Source organism: Candidatus Mycolicibacterium alkanivorans (assembly GCF_022760805.1).
Lineage (GTDB): Bacteria > Actinomycetota > Actinomycetes > Mycobacteriales > Mycobacteriaceae > Mycobacterium > Mycobacterium alkanivorans.
In genome coordinates this window covers 3,340,764-3,365,696 of sequence record NZ_JAIVFL010000001.1, presented here as the reverse complement: position 1 = coordinate 3,365,696, position 24,933 = coordinate 3,340,764, and the positions used below count along the sequence as shown (strand labels likewise).

General features: G+C 69.3%; 24 protein-coding genes. 19 read left to right on the top strand and 5 right to left on the bottom strand.

Translation table 11 applies throughout. The annotated features are described in order from the left end of the window. The first annotated feature begins 178 nt into the window (after positions 1-178). Genes K9U37_RS16500 through K9U37_RS16480 form a run of 5 tightly spaced genes read left to right on the top strand, consistent with a single transcriptional unit; the run spans position 179 to position 5,151 of the window. Positions 179-1,552, top strand: coding sequence for a glutamine synthetase family protein (locus K9U37_RS16500; protein WP_243072602.1), 1,374 nt, complete (start codon positions 179-181; stop codon positions 1,550-1,552). Further along, positions 1,539-2,300: a gamma-glutamyl-gamma-aminobutyrate hydrolase family protein gene (locus tag K9U37_RS16495; RefSeq protein ID WP_243072601.1), complete on the top strand. Its 762-nt coding sequence runs from the start codon at positions 1,539-1,541 to the stop codon at positions 2,298-2,300. Before K9U37_RS16500 ends, K9U37_RS16495 begins: the two co-directional genes overlap by 14 nt. Continuing rightward, positions 2,282-3,646, top strand: coding sequence for an aldehyde dehydrogenase family protein (locus K9U37_RS16490; protein ID WP_243072600.1), 1,365 nt, complete (start codon positions 2,282-2,284; stop codon positions 3,644-3,646). Before K9U37_RS16495 ends, K9U37_RS16490 begins: the two co-directional genes overlap by 19 nt. Beyond that, a complete protein-coding gene (locus tag K9U37_RS16485; protein WP_243072599.1) occupies positions 3,647-4,420 on the top strand; it encodes a 3-oxoacyl-ACP reductase in 774 nt (257 codons plus the stop codon). A gap of 11 nt (positions 4,421-4,431) precedes the next feature. Continuing rightward, positions 4,432-5,151, top strand: coding sequence for a FadR/GntR family transcriptional regulator (locus K9U37_RS16480; protein WP_243072598.1), 720 nt, complete (start codon positions 4,432-4,434; stop codon positions 5,149-5,151). Positions 5,152-5,273: 122 nt separating this feature from the next. Here the strand turns inward: K9U37_RS16480 and sigC are convergent, their stop codons facing one another. Continuing rightward, complete coding sequence (gene sigC, locus K9U37_RS16475; RefSeq protein WP_243072597.1) at positions 5,274-5,825, bottom strand: RNA polymerase sigma factor SigC; 552 nt, start codon at positions 5,823-5,825, stop codon at positions 5,274-5,276. Positions 5,826-6,019: 194 nt separating this feature from the next. Between sigC and K9U37_RS16470 the strand changes: the two genes are divergently transcribed. Next, positions 6,020-8,269, top strand: a complete 2,250-nt coding sequence (locus K9U37_RS16470) for a heavy metal translocating P-type ATPase (RefSeq protein ID WP_243072596.1) — start codon at positions 6,020-6,022, stop codon at positions 8,267-8,269. 5 nt (positions 8,270-8,274) lie between these two features. Next, positions 8,275-8,493 (top strand): heavy-metal-associated domain-containing protein, encoded by a 219-nt coding sequence (locus tag K9U37_RS16465; RefSeq protein WP_243072595.1) that lies wholly within the window; start codon positions 8,275-8,277, stop codon positions 8,491-8,493. A 227-nt stretch (positions 8,494-8,720) separates the two neighbouring features. Here the strand turns inward: K9U37_RS16465 and K9U37_RS16460 are convergent, their stop codons facing one another. Continuing rightward, complete coding sequence (locus tag K9U37_RS16460; RefSeq protein WP_372489530.1) at positions 8,721-10,667, bottom strand: cytochrome c oxidase assembly protein; 1,947 nt, start codon at positions 10,665-10,667, stop codon at positions 8,721-8,723. 106 nt (positions 10,668-10,773) lie between these two features. Between K9U37_RS16460 and K9U37_RS16455 the strand changes: the two genes are divergently transcribed. Further along, on the top strand, positions 10,774-11,442 hold the full coding sequence (locus tag K9U37_RS16455; protein WP_243072594.1) for a DUF5134 domain-containing protein: 669 nt from the start codon (positions 10,774-10,776) through the stop codon (positions 11,440-11,442). Positions 11,443-11,448: 6 nt separating this feature from the next. On the opposite strand, the gene K9U37_RS16450 is transcribed toward K9U37_RS16455, so the two are convergent. Beyond that, on the bottom strand, positions 11,449-12,165 hold the full coding sequence (locus K9U37_RS16450) for a zf-HC2 domain-containing protein (protein WP_243072593.1): 717 nt from the start codon (positions 12,163-12,165) through the stop codon (positions 11,449-11,451). 77 nt (positions 12,166-12,242) lie between these two features. On the opposite strand from K9U37_RS16450, the gene K9U37_RS16445 reads away from it, so the two are divergent. From K9U37_RS16445 to K9U37_RS16425, 5 genes are all read left to right on the top strand, one after another. Continuing rightward, a complete protein-coding gene (locus tag K9U37_RS16445) occupies positions 12,243-12,572 on the top strand; it encodes an ArsR/SmtB family transcription factor (protein ID WP_243072592.1) in 330 nt (109 codons plus the stop codon). A gap of 129 nt (positions 12,573-12,701) precedes the next feature. Then, positions 12,702-13,388, top strand: coding sequence for an energy-coupling factor ABC transporter permease (locus tag K9U37_RS16440; protein ID WP_243073424.1), 687 nt, complete (start codon positions 12,702-12,704; stop codon positions 13,386-13,388). Then, on the top strand, positions 13,385-13,738 hold the full coding sequence (locus tag K9U37_RS16435) for a PDGLE domain-containing protein (protein WP_243072591.1): 354 nt from the start codon (positions 13,385-13,387) through the stop codon (positions 13,736-13,738). The genes K9U37_RS16440 and K9U37_RS16435 overlap by 4 nt, the downstream gene beginning before the upstream one ends. 4 nt (positions 13,739-13,742) lie before the next feature. After that, positions 13,743-14,519 (top strand): cobalt ECF transporter T component CbiQ, encoded by a 777-nt coding sequence (cbiQ, locus tag K9U37_RS16430; protein ID WP_243072590.1) that lies wholly within the window; start codon positions 13,743-13,745, stop codon positions 14,517-14,519. Beyond that, positions 14,516-15,256, top strand: coding sequence for an energy-coupling factor ABC transporter ATP-binding protein (locus tag K9U37_RS16425; protein WP_243072589.1), 741 nt, complete (start codon positions 14,516-14,518; stop codon positions 15,254-15,256). The genes cbiQ and K9U37_RS16425 overlap by 4 nt, the downstream gene beginning before the upstream one ends. Before the next feature lie 55 nt (positions 15,257-15,311). Here K9U37_RS16425 and mtr read toward each other — a convergent pair whose 3' ends face one another. Both mtr and K9U37_RS16415 read right to left on the bottom strand, forming a co-directional pair. Then, on the bottom strand, positions 15,312-16,721 hold the full coding sequence (gene mtr / locus K9U37_RS16420; RefSeq protein ID WP_243072588.1) for a mycothione reductase: 1,410 nt from the start codon (positions 16,719-16,721) through the stop codon (positions 15,312-15,314). Between the two features lie 9 nt (positions 16,722-16,730). Continuing rightward, on the bottom strand, positions 16,731-17,747 hold the full coding sequence (locus K9U37_RS16415) for an alpha/beta hydrolase (RefSeq protein WP_243072587.1): 1,017 nt from the start codon (positions 17,745-17,747) through the stop codon (positions 16,731-16,733). A gap of 132 nt (positions 17,748-17,879) precedes the next feature. Here K9U37_RS16415 and mqo point away from each other — a divergent pair, with 132 nt between their 5' ends. The 6 genes from mqo to cobA are packed head-to-tail and all read left to right on the top strand — an operon-like array spanning position 17,880 to position 24,930. Continuing rightward, positions 17,880-19,442 carry a malate dehydrogenase (quinone) gene (gene mqo, locus K9U37_RS16410; RefSeq protein ID WP_243072586.1) on the top strand — a complete coding sequence of 521 codons (1,563 nt, stop codon included), beginning with the start codon at positions 17,880-17,882 and terminating at the stop codon, positions 19,440-19,442. Continuing rightward, the gene (locus tag K9U37_RS16405; protein ID WP_243072585.1) at positions 19,439-19,894 is read left to right on the top strand and encodes a GNAT family N-acetyltransferase; all 456 of its coding nucleotides are present in this window, start codon (positions 19,439-19,441) and stop codon (positions 19,892-19,894) included. Before mqo ends, K9U37_RS16405 begins: the two co-directional genes overlap by 4 nt. Then, positions 19,891-21,711 carry a VWA domain-containing protein gene (locus tag K9U37_RS16400; protein ID WP_243072584.1) on the top strand — a complete coding sequence of 607 codons (1,821 nt, stop codon included), beginning with the start codon at positions 19,891-19,893 and terminating at the stop codon, positions 21,709-21,711. Before K9U37_RS16405 ends, K9U37_RS16400 begins: the two co-directional genes overlap by 4 nt. Positions 21,712-21,740: 29 nt before the next feature. Then, complete coding sequence (gene cobO, locus K9U37_RS16395; protein WP_243072583.1) at positions 21,741-22,355, top strand: cob(I)yrinic acid a,c-diamide adenosyltransferase; 615 nt, start codon at positions 21,741-21,743, stop codon at positions 22,353-22,355. After that, the gene (locus K9U37_RS16390) at positions 22,349-23,725 is read left to right on the top strand and encodes a cobyrinic acid a,c-diamide synthase CobB (protein WP_243072582.1); all 1,377 of its coding nucleotides are present in this window, start codon (positions 22,349-22,351) and stop codon (positions 23,723-23,725) included. The genes cobO and K9U37_RS16390 overlap by 7 nt, the downstream gene beginning before the upstream one ends. Next, a complete protein-coding gene (gene cobA / locus K9U37_RS16385) occupies positions 23,722-24,930 on the top strand; it encodes a uroporphyrinogen-III C-methyltransferase (RefSeq protein WP_243072581.1) in 1,209 nt (402 codons plus the stop codon). Before K9U37_RS16390 ends, cobA begins: the two co-directional genes overlap by 4 nt. The last annotated feature ends 3 nt before the right edge of the window (positions 24,931-24,933 follow it).

Below are 24,933 nucleotides of genomic sequence, written 5' to 3'. Positions count from 1 at the left end.
CGGGCATGCGCTGGACTGACGGCGGCGGTGTCAAGGGGAGAATAGAATGTCAATGGTCTGTCGTCCTACCTTTGGGGTGACGTTCGTGTTAATCCTGTGGGCAGAAGCCGAAGGGGAGCGGAATCCAATGGTTGACTTTTCGGCAAGTCCCGTCGCCTAACCCCAGGGAGAACGTGCAATGAGCGAGAGGCTGCGTCCCGGGCTGCTGACCCAGGCCGAGCTGGAGAGCGGGGTGGCCGCCGCTGAGATCGACACGGTGATCGTGGCCTTCGCCGACATGCAGGGCCGGTTGACCGGCAAGCGGGTGGCGGCCCGGTTGTTCGTCGAGGAGGTCGCCGCGCACGGCGCCGAATGTTGCAACTACCTATTGGCCGTCGACGTCGACATGAACACCGTCGACGGGTATGCGATGTCGAGCTGGGAGTCCGGCTACGGCGACATGGTGATGACGCCCGACTTCTCCACCCTGCGCGTGCTGCCGTGGCTGCCCGGAACGGCGCTGGTGATGGCCGATCTGTCGTGGGTCGGCGGTGGGCCGGTGACGCCAGCGCCGCGCAGCATCCTGCGCACCCAGCTGGACCGGCTCGCCCAGCGCGGGCTGGAAGCGTTCGTCGGCACCGAGCTGGAGTTCATGGTCTTCGACGACACCTACCGCGACGCCTGGGCGGCCGGCTATCGCGGACTGTCCAAGGCCACCGACTACAACGTCGACTACGCCATCCACGCCTCCACCCGGATGGAGCCGCTGCTGCGCGACATCCGGCTCGGCATGGACGGTGCCGGGATGTACTGCGAAGGAGTCAAGGGGGAGTGCAACTTCGGCCAGCAGGAGATCGCGTTCCGCTACGACGGCGCGCTGGTTACCTGCGACAACCACACCATCTACAAGAACGGCGCCAAGGAAATCGCCGACCAGCACGGCAAGAGCCTGACGTTCATGGCGAAATTCGATGAACGAGAAGGAAACAGCTGCCACATCCACATCTCGCTGCGCGGCACCGACGGCGCCGCGGTGTTCGCCGACGCCGACGCGCAGCTTGGTATGTCGGCGATGTTCCGCAGCTTCATCGCCGGACAACTGGCCACGCTGCGCGAGCTGACCCTGTTCTACGCACCGAACATCAACTCCTACAAGCGATTTGTCGAGGGTAGTTTCGCGCCGACGGCCATCGCCTGGGGGCTGGACAACCGGACCTGCGCGCTGCGGGTGGTCGGCCAGGGCCACTCGCTGCGGATGGAGTGTCGCGCGCCCGGCGGCGACGTCAACCAGTACCTGGCCGTCGCGGCCCTGATCGCCGGTGGCCTGCACGGTATCGACAACGGTCTGGAGTTGCCCGACGCCCACGAGGGCAACGCCTACACCAGTGGTGCGCAACGACTTCCGACCACACTGGCCGAGGCGGCCGCGCTGTTCGAGGGCTCGACGGTGGCCCGCGAGGCGTTCGGTGACGACGTCGTTGAGCACTACCTCAACAATGCCCGTGTCGAACTGGCGGCGTTCAACTCCGCGGTGACCGACTGGGAGAGGGTGCGCGGTTTTGAACGGCTCTGAATTTGCCCGCCCCATCGTGGGGCTGACCACATACCTGCAGCAGGCCCAGACCAGTGTGTGGGACGTGCACGCCAGCTTCCTGCCCGGCGTCTACATCAAGGGCGTCACGCTGGCCGGCGGTATCGCGACACTGCTGCCGCCGCAGCCGGTCGACGCCGAAATCGCCGCACGGGTGCTCGACCGTCTCGATGGGCTGATCATCACCGGCGGCAAGGACGTCGACCCCGCCACCTACGGCCACGACCCGCACCCCACCACCGACGAGCCGGCCCGCGACCGCGACGCCTGGGAATTCGCGCTGCTGGCCGGGGCGCTGCGCCGCCACCTGCCGGTGCTCGGAATCTGCCGCGGCGCGCAGCTGCTCAACGTCGCCCTCGGCGGCACGCTGCACCAGCATCTGCCCGACATCCTCGGGCACACCCGCCACCAGCAGGGCAACGCCGTGTTCTCCACCTCCACCGTGCACACCGTCGAAGGCAGCAAGCTGGCCGGTCTGATCGGTGAGACCTCGGACGCGCAGTGCTATCACCACCAGGCCATCGACCGGCTGGGGGACGGCCTGGTGGTCTGCGCCCGCGATACCGACGGAGTGATCGAGGCCGTCGAGATGCCGGGCCACGACTTCGTTCTCGCGGTGCAGTGGCATCCCGAGGAGACCCTGGACGATCTGCGGTTGTTCGCCGGGCTGGTGGAGGCCGCACGCAACCACACGACGGAAAGAGTGAACCTGTGGCCTCCACCGAACTGATCAACCCGGCGACCGAGCAGGTGTTGGGCACCGTCGAGCAGACCGATCTGGCCGGCGTCGACGACGCCGTCGCGCGGGCCAAGGTCGCCCAGAAATCCTGGGCCGCCGCGGCGCCGGCGGAACGGGCCGCCAAGTTGCGGGCCTTCGCCGCCACGGTGGACTCGCATGTTCCGGAGCTGGCCGCCCTCGAGGTCGCCAACTCCGGGCACCCGATCGGCGCGGCCGAGTGGGAGGCCGGGCACGTCCGCGACGTGCTGCAGTTCTACTCGGCGAGCCCGGAGCGGTTGTCCGGCAAGCAGATTCCGGTGGCCGGCGGGCTCGACGTCACCTTCAACGAGCCGATGGGCGTGATCGGCGTGATCACCCCGTGGAATTTCCCGATGCCGATCGCCGCCTGGGGGTTCGCGCCCGCATTGGCCGCGGGCAACGCGGTGGTGCTCAAGCCAGCCGAGTGGACGCCGCTGACCTCGATGCGGCTCGGCGAGCTGGCCGTGGAAGCCGGTCTGCCCGAAGACCTTTTCCAGGTGCTGCCCGGCAAGGGCTCGGTGGTCGGGGAGCGGTTCATCAGCCATCCCGACATCCGCAAGATCGTGTTCACCGGCTCCACCGAGGTCGGCACCAAGGTGATGGCCGGGGCTGCCGATCAGGTCAAGCGCGTGACGCTGGAACTGGGCGGCAAGAGCGCCAACGTGATCTTCGCCGACTGCGACCTGGAGAAGGCGGCCGCCACCGCGCCCTACGGGGTGTTCGACAACGCCGGCCAGGACTGCTGCGCGCGCAGCCGAATCCTGGTGCAGCGCAGCGTGTTCGACACGTTCCTCGAGCTGCTCGAGCCGGCCGTCAAGGCGCTGGTGGTCGGTGACCCTGCCGCGCGCGACACTGAGATGGGACCGCTGGTGTCGCGCAAGCACTTCGAATCGGTGGCCGCCTACGTGCCCGACGACGCCCCGGTGGCCTTCCGCGGCTCGGCGCCCGACGGGCCCGGCTACTGGTTCCCGCCGACCGTGCTGACCCCGCAGCGCACCGACCGCACGGTGATCGAGGAGATCTTCGGCCCGGTCGTCACGGTCCTGCCCTTCGAGGACGAAGCCGATGCCATCGCCCTGGCCAACGACACCGAATACGGCCTGTCCGGCTCGATCTGGACTGACAACCTGTCGCGTGCGCTGCGGGTCTCGCGCGCGATCGAGGCGGGTAACGTCAGCGTGAACTCGCACTCGTCGGTGCGCTACAACACCCCGTTCGGCGGGTTCAAGCAGTCCGGGCTGGGGCGCGAACTCGGCCCCGACGCGCCGTTCTCATTCACCGAGACCAAGAACGTGTTTTTCGCAGTAGAGGAGAGCTAGATGGATCTGTCCCAGCGACTCAAGGACAAGGTTGCCGTCGTCACCGGCGGCGCGAGCGGCATTGGGCTGGCGGCCGTCAAGCGGATGCGGGCCGAAGGTGCGATCGTCGTCATCGGGGACGTCGACCCGACGACCGGCCAGTCCGTCGCGGATGATCTGCACGTGACGTTCGTGCAGGTGGACGTCTCGGATCAGGTCGCGGTGGATCGATTGTTCGACACCGCCTTCGAGGTGCACGGCGGGGTCGACATCGCGTTCAACAACGCGGGCATCAGTCCGCCCGACGACGATCTCATCGAGAACACCGGCATCGATGCCTGGGACCGGGTGCAGGACGTCAACCTCAAGTCGGTCTTCTTCTGTTGCAAGGCGGCACTGCGGCACATGGTGCCCGCGCAGCGGGGCTCGATCATCAACACCGCCTCGTTCGTCGCGGTGATGGGCTCGGCCACCTCCCAGATCTCCTACACCGCCTCCAAGGGCGGGGTGCTGGCGATGTCACGCGAGCTCGGAGTCCAATTCGCGCGCCAGGGAATTCGGGTCAACGCGCTGTGCCCTGGACCGGTGAACACCCCGCTGCTGCAGGAACTGTTCGCCAAGGATCCCGAGCGGGCGGCGCGCCGGTTGGTGCACGTGCCGATGGGCCGGTTCGCCGAGCCGGAGGAACTGGCCGCCGCGGTGGCGTTCCTGGCCAGCGACGACTCGTCATTCATCACCGGGTCGACCTTCCTGGTCGACGGCGGCATCAGCGGCCACTACGTCACCCCGCTGTAGAGGCTCGGGACATGGCGGCCGAGCCGGATTCAGCAGTGGCCTCCGAGGCCCTGCTGCGTCCGGTGCGGCCCGGAAACGCCTTCGAGGACACCGTCGGCCGGCTGCTGCAGACCATCCGGCTCGGTGTGCTGGCGCCGGGGGATTCCCTGCCGCCCGAGCGGGAGCTGGCCGCGAAACTCGGGGTCAGCCGCGACACCGTGCGGGAGGCGATCAAGTCGCTGGCCGACGCCGGCTACCTGGTGTCGCGGCGCGGCCGCTACGGCGGAACCTTCCTGACCGAGGAACTGCCCGCGCCGACCGACGCGGTGCGGGTCAACCGGGCCGAGATCGACGACGCGCTGCGGCTGCGGGAGATCCTCGAGGTCGGAGCGGCCCGGATGGCCGCCAGCAGAACGCTGACCGCCGCCGAACGCGAGGGACTGTGGTCACGGCTGGCCGACGTCCGCGACGCCGCCCCAGATTACTACCGGCGGCTGGACTCCCGGCTGCACCTGGCGATCGCCGAGGCCGCCGGGTCGCCGTCGCTGGTGCCGCTGGTGGCCGAGAACAGGATGCGGCTCAACTCCCTGCTCGACCGGATTCCGTTGCTGCGCCGCAACATTGCCCACTCCGACGAGCAGCACGAGGGAATCGTCATCGCGATACTGGCCGGCGATGTCGAGGCAGCTGAGTCGGCGATGCGCGCCCATGTCGAGGGATCGGCGGCGCTGCTGCACGGCTTCCTGGGCTGAGCGCGGATCACAGTCCGGCTGCGCCGGCCACACCACACCGAGGCCGACGACCGTCCTCGACGTCGTGGTCGCTACTGCTGGACACCCTCAGTGGTCGCATCGGACGGCCCTGCGGTTCCCGCTCAGCCCACCTGGTCGTCGCGGTTGACCGCGCTCAGCAAGTCGTCGCGGGCGCGTGCCACCCGGGAGCGGATGGTGCCCACCGGGCAACCGCAGACCTCGGCGGCCTCGGCGTAGGACAGGCCGAGCACCTGGGTCAGCATCAGGGCGTCGCGGCGGTCGGTGTCGAGGCCGTCGAGCAGCATCCGGATCTCGACGACGTCCTCGACACTCGCCGCGCTGCGGCGGGTGTCGAGGACGTCGTCCAAGTCGACGCCGTAGGCGGTGCGCGGCCGGGCCTGGTTGCGGCGGATCTGGTCGACCACCACCCGGCGCGCGATCGACAGCAGCCAGGTACGGGCCGAGGAGCGGCCCGAGAACCTCGGTAGCGATCCCAGCGCGCGCAGGAAGGTCTCCTGGGTCAGATCGTCGGCACTGCCGGGATCACCCAGGAAGGCGACGGTGCGCCACACATCACGCTCAGTCGCCCTGATGAAGGCCTCGAGGGCGGCGGTGTCACCCCGGCCGGCGGCCAGCGCCAGGGAGGTCACCCGGTCGTCGTCGCGTTCGGCCACGGAAAGTCAGAGTAGGGGATGGCGCAAGCGGGCACGTCCCCAGGCTGCCGTCCGGCGTGGCGAACCCTGGGGAGTATTTTGGATGGGGTCGTGGTGCGCCCCGAACCCAGGGTTTCCCACTGCCGGGAACTCGGCGGCGTGGGCAACCGACCATTGGACGTGGGGTGGTGTGCGCCCCGGGAAATGAGGAGGACATGACGGCATCCGTCGTCGGCGCCGCGACCGCCACCGACCTGCGCCGCGTCCAACTAGACGTTTCGGGGATGTCCTGCGCGGCCTGCGCCGCGCGCGTCGAGACCAAGCTCAACAGGCTCGACGGTGTGCATGCGACGGTGAACTACGCCACCCGGGTGGCCACCATCGACGTCGCCGACTCCGTCCCTACCGACGAGCTGTGCGAGGTGGTCCGCAAGGCCGGGTACAATGCCGCCCCCCGCGGCGACGTGCGGGTCGAGGTGGCCGACCCCGACGAGAAGATCGCCCGCAGCCTGCTGCGCCGGCTGGCGATCGCCGCGGTGTTGTTCGTCCCGCTGGCCGACCTGTCGGTGATGTTCGCCGTGGTGCCCAGCACGCGGTTCACCGGCTGGGGGTGGGTGCTGACCGCTCTGGCACTGCCGATCGTCACGTGGGCCGCCTGGCCGTTCCATCGCGTCGCCCTGCGCAACGCCCGCCACCGCACGGCGTCGATGGAGACGCTGATCTCGGTCGGCGTCACCGCGGCCACGCTGTGGTCGCTCTACACCATCTTCTTCGGCCACCACGTCCGGGAGACCCACGGGATCTGGCAGGCGCTGCTGGGCAGCGACGCGATCTACCTCGAAGTGGCCGCCGGCGTGACCGTGTTCATCCTGGCCGGCCGGTACTTCGAGGCGCGGGCGAAGTCGCGGGCCGGAAGCGCGCTGCGGGCGCTGGCCGCACTCAGCGCCAAGAACGTCTCGGTCCTGCTGGCCGACGGCACCGAGATGGTGATCCCGGCCGACGAACTCAAGGAGCAACAGCGGTTCGCGGTGCGTCCCGGGGAGACCATCGCCGCCGACGGTCTGGTGGTCGAGGGTAGTTCCGCGATCGACATGAGCGCCATGACCGGCGAGGCCAAGCCGGCCCGCGCGCATCCGGGTGGCCGGGTGATCGGCGGGACCGTCGTCCTCGACGGCCGGCTGATCGTCGAGGCCGCCGCGGTGGGCGCCGACACGCAGTTCGCCGGAATGGTGCGCCTGGTCGAGGAAGCGCAGGCGCAGAAGGCCGACGCGCAGCGCCTGGCCGACCGGATCGCCGGGGTGTTCGTGCCGGCCGTGTTCGTCATCGCCGCGCTGACCGCGGCGGCGTGGCTGCTGTCCGGGGCAGGTGCCGACCGCACGTTCTCGGCGGCGCTGGCGGTGCTGGTGATCGCCTGCCCGTGTGCGCTGGGTTTGGCCACGCCGACGGCGATGATGGTGGCCTCGGGCCGGGGTGCCCAGCTCGGCATCTTCCTCAAGGGATATCGGGCGCTGGAAGCCATCCGCGCCGTCGACACCGTCGTGTTCGACAAGACCGGCACGCTGACCACCGGGCACCTCGCGGTGACCGACGTGACCGCCGCCGACGGCTGGCAGTCCGACGAGGTCCTGGCGTTGGCCGCGGCCGTCGAGGTGGCCTCCGAACACGCCGTGGCCGTGGCGATCGCGACCGTCACCGACGACCGCGGCCCGGTCGAGGACTTCCGCGCCCACGCCGGCCGCGGTGTCACCGGCACGGTCGCGGGCCGGCGCGTGGTGGTGGGTCGGCCGTCTTGGGTGCGCGGCGACGCACCGCTGAGCCCCGAATTGGAGTTGGCCCGTAGATCCGGTGAATCGCGTGGGGAGACAGTCGTTTTCGTTGCTGTCGACGACGTGGTCTGCGGTGCGATCTCGGTTGCCGACGCCGTCAAGGACTCGGCGGCCGGGGCGGTGGCGGCCCTGCACGACAGGGGACTGCGGACGGTCCTGCTGACCGGGGACAACGCGACGGCAGCGGCCGCGGTGGCCGCCCAAGTCGGCATCGACGAGGTCATCGCCGAGGTGCTTCCCGAGGGCAAGGTCGACGTCATCGAGCAGCTGCGGGAGCGGGGCCGGGTGGTCGCGATGGTCGGTGACGGTATCAACGACGGGCCCGCACTGGCGTCGTCCGACCTCGGGCTGGCGATCGGGCGCGGCACCGACGTCGCGATCGGCGCCGCCGACATCATTCTGGTGCGTGACGACCTCGACATCGTGCCGCAAGCACTCGATCTGGCCCGCGCCACCATGCGGACCATCAAGGTCAATCTCTTCTGGGCGTTCGGCTACAACGTCGCCGCGATCCCGATCGCAGCGGCCGGACTGCTCAACCCGCTCATCGCGGGCGCCGCGATGGCGTTCTCGTCGTTCTTCGTCGTCTCGAACAGCTTGCGGCTGCGCAATTTCGGGGCTGAGACTCGAAAGGGCTGATCACCATGTCGCAGCAGACGTTCAAGGTCTCCGGACTGCACTGCCAGAGCTGCGTGCGGGTGGTGAGCACCGCGCTCGGTGCCCTGCCGACCGTCAGCGCCGTCGAGGTCGACCTCGGCACGGACGGCCCGTCCACGGTACGGGTGCAATCCGGCGGCGACCTCACCGTCGAGCAGGTTCAGGCCGCGCTCTCCGAAGAGGGTGACTACTCCGTCGTCGGCTGATGCGCGAAGCGCCACCGACATCGCCCGGGCTGGGGCACAATGATTCCGTGGGTGCCGTCGGGCGTAGGAGGAGGGTGTCATGGCCAGAAGTGTCGGCGAGCGGTATGAATGCCGAAGTTGCGGTGCGGTGCTGGTGTACGAGAAGGCATGCCCGTGCTGTGAGTCGGAGGGCGATCACAGCGAGGTCTGCTGCGGTCAGCCTATGTCGACGGTGAGCTGACCGGCGCTCAGCGACGGTTCTTGGCTAGTTCCCGCAACATCGCGTTGTAGGCCTCGAGGTCGTCGTCGTACTTGGCGTCGGCGTGCCGGTCGGTGCGGGTGGCGGTCCGCCGGTCCTGCCGGGACCATTGCACCACCAGGGCGATCACCACCACGAGCACTGGCAATTCGCTCGAGCCCCAAGCGATTGCGCCACCCAGGTGCTGATCGCTGACGAGGTCGGACAGCCACGGCAGGTTCAGTTTGCGGTAGAAGCTGCCGCCGATGACCGACGTCATCGTCATCGTGGCGATGCCGAAGAAGGCATGGAACGGCATCACGGCGAACAGTAGGGCCAGGCGGCCGATGAACGGCAGCCGGCGCGGGCCGGGGTCGATGCCGATGATGCCCCAGTAGAACAGGTATCCAGTGATGAGGAAGTGCAGAGTCATGAACTCGTGACCCCAGTGGTAACGCACGAACGTGTCGAACAGCGGGGTGAAGTACACCGCGTACAGCGAGCCGACGAACAGGACGAAGGCGGTCGCGGGATGCGACAGGAACCGGGACACCGGTGAATGCACCAGCCACACGAGCCATTCCCGCGGCCCCGGTGGCTGGTCGGCGGCCGCGGTCGGCAGCGCGCGCAAGGCCAGGGTGATCGGGGCGCCGAGCACCAGTAGGACCGGGATGAACATGTTGAGGGCCATGTGCTCGGACATGTGCACGCTGAACATCGCCGAGCCGTAGGCCCGAATCCCCGAACTGGTGGTGAACAGCAGGGCCAGGCAACCGAGCAGCCAAGACGTCAGCCGGCCCGGCGGCCAGGTGTCGCCGCGGCGCCGCAGCCGGATCACGCCGGTCACGTACAGCGTGGCGAGCACCACCGCGCCGATGCCGAGCAGGACGTCGAAGCGCCACACCGTCAACAGCCGAACCACGCTGGGCGGCTGCGCGAGTTCGTAGCCCAGGAAGACGTCCCACGCGCTGAACCGGTGGGCCAGCAGCCGCGGCGCGGTCTGGATGGCCATCGCCGAGATCGCCGCGAGCGCGACGATCATCGCCACCGCGCCCGCCGGGGTGCGGGCGCCGGGGGTGCGGCCGCCGCGCAACCGGACGGCGTCGGACAGCCAAGTCGCCAGCAGAGCCGCTGCGGCCATCAGGCCCAGCCGCCCGTAGTGCGAACCGGTCAGCGAACCGGGGGCGGAGAACAGGTACATCAGCAGCGCGCCGTAGACGAGCGCCACGGCGCCGGCGGTCACCTCGACCACCAGCACCCGGCGGCGCAGCACCGCCGCAGGTGGGGCCACCACAGCGGCGACCTTCACCCCGGTCAACACGGCCACCGCCAGCGCGAACACGATGACCGCACTCGTCGCGTAGTCGTGATCGGGGCCCTGGCCGGCGTTTCCGGTTACGGGCAGCGCGACGACGGCGATCAGGGTCGGAATCAGAAGCACGACGTGCCACACCCAGCGCACCGCCAGTCGAAGCACGACGCTGACGACGGTGGCGAAGATCACCACGGCGACCCAGCCGCGGGCCATCTCCGAGGCGCTCAACGCAGAGCCGATGGCGCCGCTGCGGATCAGCTTGGCGACCGGTACTCCGGCGCCGTTGGCGACCTGGACGACGACCATCACCGCGGCGGAGATCGCCCAGATCGGGGCCACCCGCTCGACGAGCAGATGCCCCCGGAACGAGGTCGGGTCCAGCACGCCACGGTCGTCGGGGCAGGCGGTGATGACGACGAAGACCAGTCCGCCCAGGCAGATGGCGCCGGCCAGCGCGGCGGTGAAGTAGCCGACGACCTCGGCGACACTCGTCGGCATGCCCGGGAAGGAGTCACCAGCCGCCACGAAGCGGGCGTCGCCCGCTGCCACCGCGTAGACGATCAGCGCGGTGGCCATGACGAGGTACCCGCCGACCAGCGCCAATCGGCTGGTCAGCCGGGTGCCTGTCGGGCTCGACTCCATCGTCGCTAGTCTACGACCCTTCGTCGTAGCGACCCGGCGCGGTGGGAACTTTCGGCCGGCTGCGTTCGACCAATGCACACGTGCGCCTAAAGAAAGAAGCTGACCGGTGATCCAGGATCTGACCCTGCGCTGGGTCGTCACCCTGCTGTTTGTCCTGAGCGCCGCCGAATGCGTGTACGCCATCGCCGCCGGCCGCCGCCGCTGGCCCAGCGTGGTCGGCTACTCGCTGCACACGATCATGGCGGTGGCGATGGCGGTGATGGCCTGGCCGTGGGGAGCCGACCTTCCCACCGTCGGCCCGATGGTGTTCTTTCTGCTCGCGTCCGTGTGGTTCGTCGTCATCGCCGCGAGCGGTGCGGCGGCCGGCCACCGCATCGTCACCGTCTATCACGCGCTGATGATGCTCGCGATGGCGTGGATGTATGCGGTGATGAACGGCCGTCTGCTGCCCGGCCAGTCGTCGGGTTCCGGCGAGGCGTCGTCGGCCGGGCATCACGCGGGGCACACGGACATGCCGGGGATGCCGGGAATGGACATGCCGACGATGGGCGCCACCGACACCGCCGCCCCCTCGGGCACCGGGTACCCGGCCTGGATCGCGACCCTGAACTGGGTCTGCACCGTCGGGTTCGCCATTGCCGCGGTGTTCTGGCTCTGCCGGTATCTCGTTGCGCGCCAGTCTCGTTCGTCCGGGGACACGGTCCACCACCTCGGCCTGCTCAGCCAGGCGATGATGGCGGCCGGCATGGCGATCATGTTCGGCCTGATGCTGTAGAGCCGGTCAGGCCGCCGAGCCGTCGGTGGGGTAGAGGTGTCCGCGGCGGCGCCCGCGTGAGGCGTTGTCGGGCAGCACCACGTCGTCGGTGACCGGCAAAGCATCGGATCGCGGTTGCGGGCCCGGCGAGCGGACGTCCCGCCAGACCAACAGGGCAAGCACCGTACCGAGCAGCACGGGCAGGTGACTGAGGATCCGGTCGAGGCTCACCGCCCCCGACAGTGCGTCGTTGACGACGTACACGGCAAGCACCGTGGTGAACACCGCCAGGACCCCCGCCAGCCCGGCCGCCGCGGCCGGGCGCATAGCGGCGATCACCATCACCACGCCGAGCGCCGCCGACCATGCCGTCGACTCGTTGAGCAGATGGCCGGACATCATCGCGTGGTGGCCCGCGGACGTCCCGACGTTGGCACCGAACCCCTGTGCGACGGCCAGGACCAGTTGCGCGGCTCCGATGAGCCCCAGGGCCCGACGCCGCCACAACGCGGCCGAACCCGGCGTCGACCGGTGCCTGGGGGGTTGGTCGGGCGTGGCTACGGCCGCTACCTGGGACCGGCCGGCCAGCCGTCGGAGCAGCTGGGTCTGGTCGACGGCGGCCGCATACCAATCCCGGCACGGCTCGCAGGTGGCGAGATGTTCGTCGACCCGGGGCGCGGGCACGGGTTCACGTTCTCCGTCGATCCGAGCCGACAGCGCCTCGCGGGCGATATCGCAGTCCACGGATCAATAGTCGCGCACGGGGGCCGGAATGTTCCAGCCGGCCGGAATTGGTTCACTGCTGAGCTAGATTTCTACGCATGGACGGGCCGGGCGACGAGGTGAAAGTTGAACGTGCCTCGTCCGCTCTGGCGGATGTGGACATCAACGGCTGGACTCAGCGCTTTGACCTGTTGTCCGACCCCAACCGTCTGGAGATCCTGCTGTGTCTGCACCGGGCGCCCGGCATCTGCGTCGGTGACCTCGCCTCAGTGCTCGGCAGATCGGAAAACGCCGTCTCGCAAGCACTCCGGGTGCTGCGCCAGCAGGGATGGGTGACGCCGACCCGGGTCGGCCGGCTGGTCAGCTACCGACTCGAGGATCGCACCGTCCACGATCTGCTGCACTGGATCGGCGCCGCACACGGCTGAGCGGATTGTGCTCAATTGATAACCTGAACATGTAGACAGATGGGAGCAGGCAATACTAGGCTCCATCCAGGGGTTGGAACGAGATCCCGCACTGCGAGGAGGCCCCGCTTGAGCGTCCAGATCACGGCCATGCACGTGAGTGACGGACTGGTCAACGCCCCCACCTCGGTGGTGTTCGGCGCCCTTGCGATCGCTGCGGTGGCAATCTGCGCCTGGAAGGCGCGGACGGAACTCGACGAACGCACGGTTCCGTTGGCGGGGCTTGTCGCTGCCTTCATCTTCGCGGTGCAGATGATCAACTTCCCGATCCTTCCCGGTGTGAGTGGACATCTACTCGGCGGCGCGTTGGCCGCGATCCTGGTCGGCCCCTACACCGGCGTGCTGTGCATCGCGATCGTCCTGGTTGTGCAGGCGCTGTTGTTCGCCGACGGCGGGGTGACCGCGCTCGGGATGAACATCACCAACATGGCGCTGATCGGGGTGACGGCGGGCTACGCAACGGCCGTGGCCTTGTACGCGTTGGTTCGACGACGACACCTCGACCGGTCCGTTCCCGCGCTGGGGGTGGTCGGGTTTGTCTCCGCATTGGTTGGAACTGTTTGCGCGTCAATGGGATTCGTCATCGAGTATGCGATCGGTGGGGCTGCGCCGACATCGCTGAGTACCGTGGCGGCCTACCTGCTCGGCACCCACGTGCTCATCGGTATCGGAGAGGGTCTGATCACCGCGGTGACGGTGATGGCAGTGGTCCGGTCGCGGCCAGACCTCGTCTACCTGCTGCGCCGGAGCCGCACCGAGACGGCGGTCGCGGCGTGACCAGCGCGCTGAGGCGGCACTGGCGGTTCTGGGCCGGCTTCGCCGCCGCCACTCTCCTCGTCTCCGGAGTGGTGTCCTACTTCGCCGAATCCAGTCCAGACGGACTGGATTCGGCGACCTTGCAGGGATGCCACGTCGTCCAGACCGCCCACGGTGAACAACTGACCGGGAACTGCATAGCCCAGCACGCGACGGAGCACGCCATGTCGATGTCGCCACTCGCGGAATACTCCGTGTCCGGACATCCCGGAAGTGTCGGACTGGCCGGAATCATCGGTGCTGTCGTCGTGCTTGCTCTGGCGGGCGGCGTGTTCTGGCTGCTCGCCCGCAGCCGCCGTCCGGGAAGCTGAGCACGTGGGTGCGGGCCACGCGCATGCTTTATACCGCGTCGGGGATTCGGTGGTGCACCGCGCGCCCGCGGAAGTGAAGATTGTCGCGCTTGTCGTGTTCGTTCTCGCGGTGGTGGCCACGCCGCGGGAGATGGTTTGGCCGTTCGCCGCCTACGCCGGGATCGTCCTAGTGGTCTGGCGGGTGGCCCGAATCCCGTTGCGGTGGATACTGCCGCGGATGCTGATCGAGGCGCCATTCATCGTGCTCGCTGTCCTGCTGCCGTTCGCTGAGGGCGGCCAGCGGGTCGAGTTCGCGGGCCTGCACCTGTCGCTGACCGGGCTGTGGGCGGCCTGGGGCATCGTCGTCAAGGGCACGCTGGGTGTTGCCGGCTCGCTGACCGTAGCCGCGACAACCTCGGCGCGGGAGTTGCCACTGGCGTTGAGCAGGCTGGGAATTCCCGGTCTGGTCACCTCTATGCTCGTGCTGATGATCCGTTACATCGACCTGCTGTCGGCCGAGGTCAGCCGAATGCGGATGGCGAGGATCTCCCGCGGCGACTCGCCGCGCGCACTGCATCAGGCCGGCGCGATCGCGAAAGGCGTTGGCGCGCTGTTTCTCCGCTCGTACGAACGGGGTGAACGGGTGTACTTGGCGATGACGTCTCGCGGCTTCGACGGCACGGTTCCGGAGTTGGCGATCGTCGGTGCCGGACCACGGGCGACGGCGGCGCAGTGGGTCACCGCGCTGACGCCCGGGGCGGCGGCGGTCCTGGTGGCTGGTTCGGCGTGGGTACTTCGGTGAGCACGCCGGCGATCTGTGTCGAGAACCTGCACCACCGCTATCCCGACGGCCGGGTCGCCCTCGATGGGGTCGACCTGAGCATCGCCCCCGGTGAGCGGGTCGCCATCCTCGGACCCAACGGGGCGGGCAAGACCACCCTGATGCTGCACCTCAACGGTGTGCTCGCGGCCACGTCGGGCACTGTCGAGATCAGTGGAATACCGTTGGCTCGAAAGACACTTCGCGACATCCGCCGCCGGGTCGGGCTGGTGTTCCAGGACCCCGACGACCAGTTGTTCATGCCGACCGTCGCCCAGGACGTGGCCTTTGGTCCGGCGAACTTCGGTATCACCGGCGACCAACTGGCCGCCCGCGTCAGCGCTGCGCTGAAAATCGTGTCGATGACCGAGCACGCCGACCGTAGCCCGGCGCATCTTTCCGGTGGTCAGCGCAGACGTGCCGCGCTGGCCACCGTCCTGGCGTGTGAACCCGAGATTCTGGTGCTCGACGAGCCGTCGGCCAACCTCGACCCGGTCGCGCGCCGCGAACTGGCCGAGACGCTGGCCGCGCTGCCCGCCACGATGGTCATCGTCACCCACGACCTGCCCTATGCCGCGCAGTTGTGCGACCGGGCCATCGTCCTGGACCACGGTGTCGTCGTGGCCGACGACACCGTGACCGCGGTGCTTTCCGATAGCGAGCTGCTGGCCGCCCACCGGCTGGAACTGCCCTGGGGTTTCGCCGTCCCGGCGCGCTGACCTTACATCCGCGCCGAGAGCCGCCTGGGCCCCTCTAGCTAGCGACCAAGGATCGCTAGTGCCGCCTGGCGGGCGGCCACGGCGGCTCGTCGCACAACGCCAGCAGCGCGTTCTCGATCACCTCGGGCAGCGCCGGGTGAATCCAGTACTGGCCGCGGGCCACGTCCTGGCCGGCCAGCCCGAAACTCATCGCCTGGATCAGCGGCTGGATCAACGACGACGCCTGGTGTCCCATGATGTGCGCCCCCAGGATCGTCCCGGTGTCAGCCTCCACGATCACCTTGGCGAACCCGGTGGTGTCCTCCATCGCCCAGCCGTACGCCACGTCACCGAAGTCCTGGAGCTTCACCCGAATGTCGTAACCGGCTGCGCGGGCCTCGTTTTCGCTCAGCCCCACACAGGCGATCTGTGGGTCGGTGAACACCGCCGACGGCACGAAACGGTGATCCGACCGCATCAGCGCATCGGTGTCGTCCCAGTCCTGCAGCAGGTTGTGCTTGACCACCCGGGCCTCGTGGTTGGCGACGTGCTTGAGCTGGTACGGCGAGCACACGTCGCCGAGCGCGAAAACGCCTCGCGCCGTGGTCCTCTGGTAGTCGTCGACCACCACGCGGCCGTCCCGCGGTTCGACGCCCACCGACTCGAGGTTGAGCAGGTCGCCGTTGGGGATCCGCCCGGTGGCCACCAGCACCGCGTCGGCCTGCACCGTCGAGCCGTCGTCGAGTTCGACGACGGTCTGCGCGCCCTCGTGACGCGCGCCGATCACGTTGCGGTGGCTGCGGATCTCCCACTTCTTGCCGGCGATGTCGGTGAACCGTTCGCAAATCGTGTCGTCGCAGTGCGACAGCAGTGCGCTGCCGCGGACCACCAGCGTGACGCGCGACCCCAGTGCGGAGAAGACGTGCGCGAACTCGGCGGCGACGAACCCGCCGCCGATGATCACCAGGTGTTCGGGCAGCTCCGCGATGCGCATGACGGTGTCGCTGGTGTGGTACTCGACGCCGCATCCGGCGATCGCATCGGGAACCAGCGCGCGCGCGCCGGCGGCGATGACCACCTGCTCGGCGGTGAACTCCTCACCCTTCTCGGTACGCAGCCGGTAACCGTTCTCGGCGCGCCCGGCGAAGGTCGTGTGGCTGTCGTACACCGTGACATTGGGGGAGGAGCGCCGGTAGTGCTCACCGCCCATCGCCAGCGGGTCGATGCGGCCGAACACCCGCGACACGATGTCGCTCCAGCGCACCCCGTCGATGTGGGCGTCCACGCCGTAGCGCGCGGCCTCGCGCACGGTCCGGGCGACCTCGGCGGCGTAGACGAACATCTTGGTCGGGATGCAGCCGACGTTCAGGCAGGTTCCGCCGAACACACCCTGCTCGCAGATCGCGACCTTCTTGTCGGCATAACGTTCGTCGAGAATGCTGTTGCCCGAACCGGTTCCGATGATCGCCAGATCAAAGCGCTCCACCAGGTCCCCTTATTCTCGGCCCGCGGTGGCCGTGTCGAGGTGCGCGAGATAGAAGTCGAGCCAGCGGCCCAGCTCGCGGTAGGCCGCCGCCCGAGGTTCGGCCAGCGACAGGAACACGTCGTGCTTGGCGTCGGGGATCGGCACCACGGTCGAGTGGTTGCCGATGCAGCCGGCCCAACGGGCGATCTGCGTGACGTCGAGGACGGCGTCCCCGCGTTGCATGGTGGCGGGGTCGGCGGTCTCGCGCACGCTGTGATCCGAGCGCAGGATCAGGTTGGGCATTCCTACGTCCAACCCGCGGTGCAGGGTGGCCTGACCTCGCCGGATGGCGTGAATCCAGCCGAACGTCACCGGGAATCCGCCCAACGGCTTCCACTGCAGGTTGTACTCGAACTCGCCGTGGTACTCGCGGTGCAGGGTCAACCCGTAGCCGCCCTTGCCGGTGCCGCGCACCACCGTGGTCTTGCCCACCCGCGACAGCGCCCCGATGGCGGTCGACGTCAGCCGGGTCCGCAGGATCGCCGGCCCGTGCAGGTCCAGCCACGGGCTGTTGAGCACCAGCCCCGCCAGCGACAGCGCCGCCGTTGCTTTGCGCCGGCGTACCCGGTCCAGCCACAGCGACACGATCAGCCCGCCCGCCGAATGCCCGTACACCAGCACTCGGGTGCCGGGGTTCTCGGCGGTGATGATCGCCGTCGCACGTTCCAGCTCCCGGTCGTAGCGGGCCAGGTCGGTGGTGAAATGCGGGGTCTGGCCGTCGCGCCAGGACCGGCCGCACTTGTGTTGATCCAGGGCGTAGAAGCGGAACCCATGGCCGGCGAACTGGTCGGCGAGCTCGGTGTTGAAGAAATAGTCGGTGAAGCCGTGCACCGCGAGCACGGTGTGCGCGGTGGGTGCCGAGTCGCCGCGGCGCACCAGGGTGGCGAACAGGTCACCCTCGCCGTCGGGGTCTGGCCCAAGCGCCAGGCTGGTCTGCTGGTAACCGGGAAGGACGTCATCAGCCCACTCGGCCCGCGCTGCCGTCACAAGGCTCACATTAGTCGCGCGCGCAGTGGGCACGACCGGGGTGTGGTGCTGGTGACTCGACCGTATAGATCCGGGTGGCTAGGGATAACCTGACATCTAGTACAGCTGTCACAAGAAAAGGACGACGGACCGGTGTCAGATATCACCAAGACCGATGTCGTGCTGGTTGGGGCGGGAATCATGAGCGCCACACTGGGCGCCCTGCTGCGGCTGCTTGAACCCGATTGGTCTATCACTCTCGTGGAACGCCTCGACGCCGCCGCCGCCGAGAGTAGCGACCCCTGGAACAACGCCGGCACCGGGCACTCCGCGCTCTGTGAGCTCAACTACACCCCGCAGAACCCCGACGGCAGCGTCGAGATCGCCAAGGCCGTCCACGTCAACGAGCAGTTCCAGGTCACTCGCCAGTTCTGGGCCTACGCCCACCGGAACGCCATCCTGCCCGACGTCCGCAGTTTCCTGAACCCGGTTCCGCACGTCAGCTTCGTCCACGGTGCCCAGCACATCGACTATCTGCGCCGCCGACGCGACACCCTGGTGCGCAATCCGCTGTTCGCGACGATGGAGTTCATCGACGGCGCCGACGAGTTCTCCCGCCGGCTGCCGCTGATGGCCACGGGCCGGGACTTCTCCGAGCCGGTCGCCCTGAACTGGACGCAGGACGGTACTGACGTCGACTTCGGGTCGCTGACCCGCCAGCTGCTCGGCTACGGCACCGAGCGCGGGATGACCACGCTGTTCGGCCACGACGTGCGCGACCTGCACAAGGAGTCCGACGGCAGCTGGACGGTCAAGGTGGTCAACCGCCGCACGAGTCTCAAGCGCAAGCTGTCGGCCAAGTTCGTGTTCGTCGGCGCCGGCGGTGGCGCGCTGCCGCTGCTGCAGAAGGCCGGCATCGACGAGGCCAAGGGCTTCGGCGGGTTCCCGGTCAGCGGTCAGTGGCTGCGGACCGGCGACGCGGCGCTGGCGGCCGCGCACCAGGCCAAGGTCTACGGCCTGCCGCCGCTGGGCGCGCCGCCGATGTCGGTGCCACACCTGGACGCCCGCGTGATCAACGGCCGCTCGTGGCTGCTGTTCGGCCCGTTCGCGGGCTGGTCGCCGAAGTTCCTCAAGGAGGGCAAGGTCACCGACCTGCCGCTGTCGGTCAGGCCCAACAACCTCGCGTCGATGATCGGTGTGGGTCTCACCGAGCTCGGCCTGGTGAAGTACCTCGTCGGCCAGCTGGCGCTCAGCGAAGCCGACCGGGTGGACACCCTGCGCGAATTCGCCCCCAGTGCAAAGGATTCCGATTGGGAGCTGGATATCGCCGGCCAGCGGGTGCAGGTGATCCGCCGCGATCCGAAGAAGCTCGGCGTGCTCGAGTTCGGCACCACTGTGCTGGCCGCCGCCGACGGCTCCATCGCCGGCCTGCTCGGCGCGTCCCCGGGCGCCTCGACCGCGGTCCCGGCGATGATCGAGGTGCTGGAGCGGTGCTTCTCCGACCGCTACCGCGGCTGGGAGCCCAGGCTCAAGGAGATGGTGCCGTCGCTGGGCGTCAAGCTCTCCGAGAACCCCGATCTCTTCCACGAGGTCTGGGCGTACGGCACCAAGGTGCTGGGCCTGGAAAGCGGTACCGACGCGGGTCGGGACGGCGAGGCTGTCGGCTCGGACTCCGCCCCGGCCATCGGTGATCCGGAGCCGGCAGGGGTGGTGTGACGGTCGCGCTGCGCCGCTCCTGGGCCAAGGACCTCGACGCCGCCGCGCTCTACGAGCTGCTCAAGTTGCGGGTCGAGGTGTTCGTGGTCGAACAGGCCTGCCCCTACCCGGAACTCGACGGCCGTGACCTGCTGGCCGAAACCCGGCACTTCTGGCTCGAGCAGCCCGACGGCGCGGTGATCTCCACGCTGCGGCTCATGGAGGAGCACGCCGGCGGGCAGAAGGCCTTCCGCATCGGGCGGGTCTGCACCCGTCGTGCCGCCCGCAGCCAGGGCCACGCCACGCGGTTGATGCAGGCCGCGCTGGCCGACGTCGGCGACCATCCCTGCCGGATCAACGCCCAGACCTACCTCGCCGACATGTACGCTCGGCGCGGCTTCGTCGTCGACGGCGACGAGTTCGTCGAGGACGGGATTCCGCACGTGCCGATGCTCAAGAACAGCGCGCCGTGAGCGCTCCCGCCTATCCGTTCAGCGCGATCGTCGGTCACGACCGGCTGCGGCTGGCGCTGGTGCTGTGCGCGGTTCGCCCCGAGATCGGCGGCGTGCTGATCCGCGGCGAGAAGGGCACCGCGAAGTCGACGGCGGTGCGCGCGCTGGCCGCAGTACTGGCCGACGTCGACACCGGCTCGCGGCTGGTGGAGCTGCCGATCGGTGCCACCGAGGACCGGGTGGTCGGCTCACTGGACCTGCAGAAGGTGCTGCGCGACGGCGAGCACGCGTTCTCCCCGGGCCTGTTGGCCCGCGCCCACGGCGGCGTGCTCTACGTCGACGAGGTCAACCTGTTGCACGATCACCTCGTCGACATCATGCTCGACGCGGCCGCGATGGGCCGGGTGCACATCGAGCGCGACGGCGTCTCGCACTCCCACGAGGCCCGGTTCGTGTTGATCGGCACCATGAATCCCGAAGAGGGCGAACTGCGTCCGCAGCTGCTCGACCGGTTCGGGCTGACTGTCGACGTACACGCCTCCCGAGAGGTGAGCGTGCGCACCGAGGTGATCCGAGCGCGGTTGGCCTACGAGGCCGACCCGGTCAAGTTCGCCGCCCGCTACGCCGAACAGGACCGCGACCTCGCGGCGCGCATCGCCGCCGCCCGGGCACGGGTGGCCGAGGTGACACTGCCCGACGCCGAACTGCACCGGATCGCCGCGCTGTGTGCGGCGTTCGACGTCGACGGGATGCGGGCGGACTTGGTGGTGGCCCGCACCGCGGTCGCCCATGCCGCGTGGCGCGGGGCCGAGACCGTTGCCGAAGAGGACATCCGAGTCGCCGCCGAGCTTGCGCTGCCGCACCGGCGGCGGCGCGATCCGTTCGACGACCCCGGCATCGACCCGGCTCAGCTCGACGAGGCACTGGCCGCCACCGCCGACAGCGGCCCCGAGCCCGAACCCGACCCCGACCCGCCGGACGGCGGCCAGTCGGCCGATGGCGACTCCGGACATGCTGCGCCACAACAGAATTCGTCGTCGACCACGCGCCCGTCCGCGCCGCCCGCGGAGACCTTCCGGACCCAGGCGTTGATCGTGCCCGGTGTCGGGGAGGGCACCCCGGGGCGCCGGTCGCGGGCCCGCAACCGCAGCGGCGCCGTCATCACCGCCACCGACGACGTCGAGACCGGACACGGCCTGCATTTGTTCGCCACCCTGCTCGCCGCGGCCGGCAACGGCAGGCTGCGCCCGCACCCCGACGACATCCGCACAGCCGTGCGCGTCGGCCGCGAGGGCAACCTGGTGATCTTCGTCGTCGACGCCTCCGGCTCGATGGCCGCCCGCGACCGCATGTCGGCCGTCACGGGTGCGGCGCTGTCACTGCTGCGCGACGCCTACCAGCGCCGCGACAAGGTGGCGGTGGTCACCTTCCGCGGGGACGACGCCCGGGTCCTGCTGCCCCCGACGACCTCGGCCCACATCGCCTCACGGCGGCTGACCCGCTTCGACACCGGCGGCACCACACCGCTGGCGAGGGGCCTGCTGGCCGCCCGCGACATCGTCGTCCGCGAGCGGGTACGCGACCGCACCCGCCGCCCGCTGGTGGTGGTGCTCACCGACGGGCGTGCCACCGGCGGTCCGGATCCGTTGGGGCGCAGCCGTTGCGCGGCGCAGCTCCTGGTGGCCGAAGGCGCGGCCGCGGTGGTGGTGGACTGCGAGACGTCCTACGTCCGGCTGGGCCTGGCCGGTGAGCTGGCCGTGCAGCTGCAGGCCCCGGTGATGCGGCTGGAGCAGCTGCGCGCAGACTATTTGGCGCAGGCTGTGCGCCGTGTCGCCTGACGCCGACTGAGCCGGAGAGGGGATCGCCGATGCCGCAGGGCCGCCCGCTCGTCGTGCCCGACGACGGTCTGACCACACGCGCCCGGCGCAACACCCCGGTGCTCGCCGTGCACACCGGCCCGGGCAAGGGCAAGTCCACCGCCGCGTTCGGAATGGCGTTGCGGGCGTGGAACGCCGGGATGAGCGTGGCCGTCTTTCAGTTCGTCAAGAGCGCGAAGTGGAAGGTCGGCGAGGAGACGGCGTTCGCCGCATTAGGCGCACTGCACGACGAGACAGGTGTCGGCGGTCCGATCGAGTGGCACAAGATGGGATCCGGCTGGTCGTGGTCGCGCAAGACGGGATCCGACGACGACCACGCCGCCGCGGCCGCCGAGGGGTGGGCCGAAATCGCCTGCCGCCTGAGTGAACAACGCCACGACTTCTACGTCCTCGACGAGTTCACCTTCCCGCTGAAATGGGGGTGGGTTGCCGTCGACGAGGTCGTCGAGGTGCTGTGTTCCCGGCCGGGCGGCCAGCACGTCGTCATCACCGGGCGTGACGCACCGCAACAGCTTGTCGACGCCGCCGACCTGGTGACCGAGATGACCAAGGTCAAGCACCCGATGGATGTCGGTCGCAAGGGTCAGCGCGGGATCGAATGGTGAGCGCGCCGGCCCTGGTGATCGGTGCCCCGGCTTCGGGCAGCGGAAAGACCACCATCGCAACAGGTTTGATCGGCGCGCTGCGAGAGGCCGCCCACCGGGTGGCGCCGTTCAAGGTGGGACCGGACTTCATCGACCCCGGCTATCACGGCCTGGCGGCCGGCAGGCCGGGCCGCAACCTGGATCCGGTGCTGGTCGGCGAGGACTTGATCGGACCGCTGTACCGGCACGGCTCCGATGACGCCGACATCGCTGTGATCGAAGGTGTGATGGGCCTTTTCGACGGCCGAATCGACGAGCGGGCGATCACGCCGGCCCGTGGGTCCACCGCCCAGGTGGCCGAGCTGCTGGGCGCCCCGGTCATCCTGGTGGTCGACGCCCGCGGCCAGAGCCAGAGCATCGGCGCTGTGCTACAAGGATTTTCGACATTCCACCGCGGGGTGCGCATCGCGGGCGTGATCCTCAATCGGGTCGGTTCGCCGCGCCACGAGCTGGTGCTGCGCCAGGCCTGCGACGGTGCCGGGGTGCCGGTGCTCGGGGCGATACCGCGCCACGACGAACTGTCGGTGCCCGCTCGCCACCTCGGTCTGGTGACCGCCGTCGAGCATGGCGAGCGGGCCCACTCGGCGGTCGCGGCGATGACCGCCATGATCGCCCGCCATGTCGATCTGGCCGCCGTGGTGGCGCTGGCCGGGTCGCGGGTCGACGTCGCGCCGTGGGCGCCGGAGCAGGCCGTCGGCGACCGGGTCCCGGGAGACCCGGTGGTGGCGATGGCCGCCGGCCGCGCGTTCAGCTTCGGCTACACCGAGCACGCCGAAGTGCTGCGCGCCGCCGGCGCGCAGGTCGTGGAGTTCGACCCGCTGCGCGAGGGCCTGCCCGCGCAGAGCGCCGCCCTGGTGCTGCCCGGCGGATTTCCCGAGCACTACCTGACCGAGCTGTCGGCCAACACCGAACTGCGCGCACAGATCCAGGCGCTGGCCGACCGCGGGCCGGTGCAGGCCGAGTGCGGCGGACTGGCCTACCTGATGGACGAGCTCGACGGCCACCCGATGTGCGGGGTGCTGCCCGGTACGGCCAGCTTCACGCCGCGGCTGACCCTGGGCTATCGCGACGCGGTGGCCGTCGCCGACTCGTCGCTGCATCGTGCGGGGGAGCGGGTCGTGGGCCATGAATTTCACCGCACCACAGTCGAATTCAGTGGTGACCGCGAGCGGGCCTGGGTGTTCCGCGGGCCCGGCTCCGAACCGGTGTACGACGGCGCGATTCGTGGCGGCGTGCACGCGTCGTATCTGCACACCCACGCCGCCGCCCAACCGCGCTCGGTCGCTCGGTTTGTCAGTCATGCGGCCGCGCTTACTAAACTCGCCGGGTGACCGAGAACGCCTACCTCGTCGGCCTTCGGCTGGCCGGCAAGAAGGTCGTCGTGGTCGGCGGCGGGACGGTGGCCCAGCGGCGGGTGCCGACGCTCATCGGCACCGGAGCCGACGTTCATGTGATCACCCGCGCGGCGACCCCCGCCGTGGAAGCCCTGTCCGAACAGGACCCGGGCATCACCCTGCAACTGCGCGACTACCGCGACGGCGACCTCGACGGCGCCTGGTACGCGATCGCGGCCACCGACGATCCCGCCGTCAACGCCGCGATCGTCGAGGAGGCGGAGCGTCGGCGCATCTTCTGCGTGCGCACCGACTCAGCCCGCGAGGGCACCGCCGTCACGCCGGCCTCCTTCGGCCACGACGGGCTGCTGGTCGGCGTGCTGGCCGGCGGTGAGCACCGCCGCTCGGCGGCGATCCGCTCCGCGATCAGGGAGGCCTTCCAGCAGGGGGCGATCAGCCCCGACACTTCCGACGTCATGCGCGGCGGGGTCGCGCTGGTCGGCGGCGGCCCCGGCGACCCGGAGCTGATCACCGTGCGCGGCCGTCGTTTGCTGGCCCGGGCCGACGTCGTCGTCGCCGACCGGCTGGCGCCTCCCGAACTGCTGGCCGAGCTGGGTCCGCACGTCGAGGTGATCGACGCCGCCAAGATCCCCTACGGACGGGCGATGGCCCAGGACGCGATCAACGACGTCCTGGTGCAGCGAGCCCGTTCCGGGCAGTTCGTGGTTCGTCTCAAAGGCGGCGATCCGTTCGTGTTCGCCCGCGGTTATGAGGAAGTCCTCGCCTGCGCGGAGGCTGGGATTCCCGTCACAGTCGTGCCGGGTGTGACCAGCGCCATAAGCGTGCCCGCTATGGCCGGAGTTCCGGTTACCCACCGCGGGGTGAGTCACGAGTTCGTGGTGGTCAGCGGCCATTTGGCGCCCGATCATCCCGAATCGTTAGTGAATTGGAATGCGCTGGCCCAATTATCGGGAACGTTAGTTCTGTTGATGGCCGTCGAACGCATCGAATTGTTCGTCGACGCGTTGATGAAAGGCGGCAGACCTGCGGAAACACCGGTGCTCGTGGTGCAGCACGGTACGACGGCCGCCGAACGGATCGTGCACACGACTCTTGTTGACGCGCCGGGAAGAATTCGCACCGATGCTATTCGACCTCCGGCGATCATCGTGATTGGTCCGGTGGCGGCATTCGCGGCTTAAGGT

What these genes read in the sequence shown, in the direction of transcription:
- K9U37_RS16470 (WP_243072596.1), top strand. Translation starts at nt 6,020, where the DNA reads ATGACGGCATCCGTCGTCGGCGCCGCGACCGCCACCGACCTGCGCCGC.
- K9U37_RS16460 (WP_372489530.1), bottom strand. Translation starts at nt 10,667, where the DNA reads ATGGAGTCGAGCCCGACAGGCACCCGGCTGACCAGCCGATTGGCGCTG.
- K9U37_RS16500 (WP_243072602.1), top strand. Translation starts at nt 179, where the DNA reads ATGAGCGAGAGGCTGCGTCCCGGGCTGCTGACCCAGGCCGAGCTGGAG.
- K9U37_RS16390 (WP_243072582.1), top strand. Translation starts at nt 22,349, where the DNA reads ATGGTGAGCGCGCCGGCCCTGGTGATCGGTGCCCCGGCTTCGGGCAGC.
- K9U37_RS16480 (WP_243072598.1), top strand. Translation starts at nt 4,432, where the DNA reads ATGGCGGCCGAGCCGGATTCAGCAGTGGCCTCCGAGGCCCTGCTGCGT.
- K9U37_RS16465 (WP_243072595.1), top strand. Translation starts at nt 8,275, where the DNA reads ATGTCGCAGCAGACGTTCAAGGTCTCCGGACTGCACTGCCAGAGCTGC.
- cobO (WP_243072583.1), top strand. Translation starts at nt 21,741, where the DNA reads ATGCCGCAGGGCCGCCCGCTCGTCGTGCCCGACGACGGTCTGACCACA.
- K9U37_RS16485 (WP_243072599.1), top strand. Translation starts at nt 3,647, where the DNA reads ATGGATCTGTCCCAGCGACTCAAGGACAAGGTTGCCGTCGTCACCGGC.
- K9U37_RS16445 (WP_243072592.1), top strand. Translation starts at nt 12,243, where the DNA reads ATGGACGGGCCGGGCGACGAGGTGAAAGTTGAACGTGCCTCGTCCGCT.
- K9U37_RS16440 (WP_243073424.1), top strand. Translation starts at nt 12,702, where the DNA reads ATGCACGTGAGTGACGGACTGGTCAACGCCCCCACCTCGGTGGTGTTC.